The sequence below is a fragment of the Pararobbsia silviterrae genome (assembly GCF_003628125.1).
GTDB classification, from domain to species: domain Bacteria; phylum Pseudomonadota; class Gammaproteobacteria; order Burkholderiales; family Burkholderiaceae; genus Pararobbsia; species Pararobbsia silviterrae.
In genome coordinates, this window is sequence record NZ_RBZU01000004.1 from 481,959 (window position 1) to 484,534 (window position 2,576).

The 2,576-nt window shown below is 60.9% G+C and carries 2 protein-coding genes; both read right to left on the reverse strand.

What is annotated here, in order from left to right; translation table 11 throughout:
• A partial coding sequence (locus D7S86_RS29960) for a hemagglutinin repeat-containing protein (protein ID WP_420813237.1) occupies positions 1-2,061 on the reverse strand: 2,061 nt, incomplete at its 3' end.
• Between the two features lie 34 nt (positions 2,062-2,095).
• The gene (locus D7S86_RS30670; RefSeq protein ID WP_420813238.1) at positions 2,096-2,503 is read right to left on the reverse strand and encodes a hypothetical protein; all 408 of its coding nucleotides are present in this window, start codon (positions 2,501-2,503) and stop codon (positions 2,096-2,098) included.
• Positions 2,504-2,576: the final 73 nt, after the last annotated feature.

A 2,576-nucleotide genomic window follows, 5' to 3' on the forward strand; every position in this document is an offset into this window, starting at 1 on the left:
GTCGCTGTTTGCATCACCGTGTGCGGCCGACATCGATGCCGAGACACCCCAACCCTGCGTGCCATACGACACGCCAACGCTCCAACTGTCGGATTCGTTCGTGCTGCGCGTCGAGTCGGTGTCTGTCGAATTGAGTAGATTGACTTGATTGCGCGCGGCGAGCACGATGTCTTCGGCTTCGATGGTCGAGCCTGCTATGGTGACGTTGCCAGCACCAGCACCAGCACCAGCACCAGCACCAGCGTTCGCGGCGGCATCTACACCCGGGTTGAAGTTCGGCCGAGTGCCGGTATTTGCATTCGAAACGATGTGTGTATTAGTTTCGATTTCAATACCCGCGTCCGTGTCGATGTTTGTACCAACACCTTTGCTCGCCGTTGTACTCGTGGCAGTACCCGTATCCGTAGTCGTACGAGGACCCGAGCTTGGACGTGAACCTGTATGCGAATTTAGCCCCGCTTCACCCGCGGCGGTAAAGGTCGCGGTGTTCCCGGCAATCACGGTCGTGCCCGTGTGCGTCGTCTGATGTTCTTTAAAGGTGTCTTCGCTGTGAGTCTCGCCGTAGCTCAGTTGCACGCTCACACTCGGCGTCTTGCCGCCCGTTGCACCGCCCGTCGCGCCGGCTGCGCCGGTCGCCGCCGTCGCATTGCCCGCTAACGCAATAGCGTGCAATGCCGTCGCGCGTGGATCGCCTTCGCCGTTCGATATCGCCTGCGCTTGCTGGATCGTCGCGTTGATCGCGTCGCCCACCGTACCCGCGAGCCCTAGCGTAAAGCCCGACGTGTCCGTCTCCACGGTCTTGGTGTGATCCCGTGTGGCGGTGGCTGCATCGAGCGTTACGTTCGAGCCCGTGCCGCTTACGCCACGTTTAGCAACGAGTTGACTGCCACTCACACGCAAGTCCGAGCCCGCCGCAAGCCTCACATCGCCGCCCGTGCTGCCGATTAGACTGCCGTGTGCGCGCGTTTGTGTGTCCTGAGCCGTCGTCTTCGTGTCGCTCGTGCTGTACGACAGGCCGCCTGTTGCGCCCAAGCCGCTCAGGTGGATATCGCTATAGTGGCGATCGATCAAAGAATCGGTGCTTGCCGCGATGTTCAAGTCGTGGCCCGCACGCACATTGACGTCGCCCGTACTCGCGACTGTCGACCCTCTGATGGTCGCATCATGTGCCGCCTGCATATCGACCGTGTTGCCGGAGAACGTCGACCCAATCGAGGCGGTCTGTTGCTCCGTGTCGATCGTATGTGTCGATCTCGATCGCAGGAATTCACGTTGCGATTGCGTGTTCTCTTCATTGGCATAGAGACTGTGCTCGCCTGCTGTGATCTGGATGTCGTGTCCGGCAGCGACGGTGAGTGCTTCGCCTGCCTGTCCGTAAGCGGCCGTCGCGTTCACGTCATGACCGGCTGTGACCGTCAGATTCTTGCCGGCCGATACCCGTGTGCCGGTATCGGTGCTCGAAGCGCGTTCGACGTGATCTCGCGCGGCCCACGCGACGTGATCGTCACTTGACTGGGTCACGGTATCGAGATGGACATCGTGTGCGGCCGAGAGGGTCGCATCAGCGCTTGCCTCGATATTCGCCGTGCGTGCGTTCAGATCGCGGCCCGCTTGAGCGTTAAGCGTGCCTGCACGAATCGTCGATGTCTTGTCGAGCGTCTGGGCGTTGCCGCTTAAATCGTGCGTGGCTTGCGTTGTCGAGAGGAGATTGAGATCGCCTCCGGCCGACAGCGCGACTGCATTGCCCTGGATCAGACCACCGAGGTTGTTCAGGTCATAGACGGTGCGTGCCTGTACAGAACGCCCCGTAAGCGTGCCGGAGTTCGTGATGCCGTCGGCCGTGACGATCGTTACCGACTGACTTGCGAGCGTGCCCGAGTTATGCAGACGTTCACTGTCGATCGACACGTTCTTGCCCGCGATCACACTGCCTGTTCCCGTCACATCGAGATTGTTCGCGACGAGATAGACCTGGGGTACGAGTACGGTCTGTGTGGTGCCATCGGGTAACGCGACTGTCTCGTTGACGAGCCATACGATGTCGCGCGTGAGCGCAGCCATCTGTGCCTCGGTGAGGGCGGTGCCGACGTTCAGGTCAAATTGCTTGGCCGCGGTCAAGCCGTTGTTGATGAGCGCGGCGTATTGGTTCTGGTTGTCGGTGTAGTCGCCGAGGTGTTGGTGGCCTGTCGCAGCGATGATTTGCTGCTGCACGAGTTGCTGCTGATAAAAGCCGTCGCCGATGAACCGTGCAACCGACTGCGCATCGACATCGAGTTGCGCGAGCATGTCGCTCGCTGAGCGCCAGGTCGCGTCGTTCGCAAAGCGAGGATCGGTCTGGACCACATAGGGACTGCCCGGAGTCGTGACGATCTGGTAGAGCGCGTTGCTCGGTAGCGTGAGGTTTGGGCTGGCTGTTGTCGAGCACATTGGCGACGAGCTGGACATCGCCGCCCGCGATGATCTGACTTTTGTCGTTGATACCCGTGTCGGCGCGGATCGACATCGCGCCGCCCGAGAGGATCTGAGCGGGCTCGCTTGTGGTGACGACAGGCGTGGTGGTTTGGGTCGTGACTTCG

Coding starts and splice junctions, on each gene's coding strand:
- D7S86_RS30670 (WP_420813238.1), bottom strand. CDS start 2,503: ATGTCGATCCGCGCCGACACGGGTATCAACGACAAAAGTCAGATCATC.